The organism is Protofrankia sp. Cas8 (assembly GCF_963555845.1).
Classification (GTDB): domain Bacteria; phylum Actinomycetota; class Actinomycetes; order Frankiales; family Frankiaceae; genus Protofrankia.
On record NZ_CAUVXI010000276.1, the window covers coordinates 1 to 421 of the forward strand.

Below are 421 nucleotides of genomic sequence, written 5' to 3' on the forward strand. Positions count from 1 at the left end.
ACACTGGCATCATCAACCAGGACCACCTCCAACCGACCCGGATAGACCTGACCCAGCAGAGACGGCAACGTGGACGGGATGATATCCGCTTCATTCCGAGCAGGAACGATCACAGTCACAGCCGGCCAGCCACCATCCGGCTCAACCACACCATCCATCCGGGCACCCAGAGGATCAAGCCGAGTATCGGTCCGCCAGAACATCCCGTGACCGCCCGCGAGCACCAGCCAGACCAGCAGGGAACACACCGCGCACACCGCCAACATCATCACGATGATCAGCGTCGCAAATCGGCGGCCCCCTCGCCGCAACCCCGCGTGTGGTGTGGGCAGTGCCTCCCCCACCGCCAACAGCACCACCAGAGGCCACAGTCAGGTCACCATAAGGTCACCTGTCACCACAGCGAGGGCCAAGAGCCGAC

1 protein-coding gene is annotated in these 421 nt (G+C 63.4%); it reads right to left on the minus strand.

Annotation, left to right across the window (positions count from 1 at the left end; translation table 11 throughout):
- A partial coding sequence (locus U9977_RS25050) for a glycosyltransferase (protein WP_416210775.1) occupies positions 1-269 on the minus strand: 269 nt, incomplete at its 3' end.
- Positions 270-421: the final 152 nt, after the last annotated feature.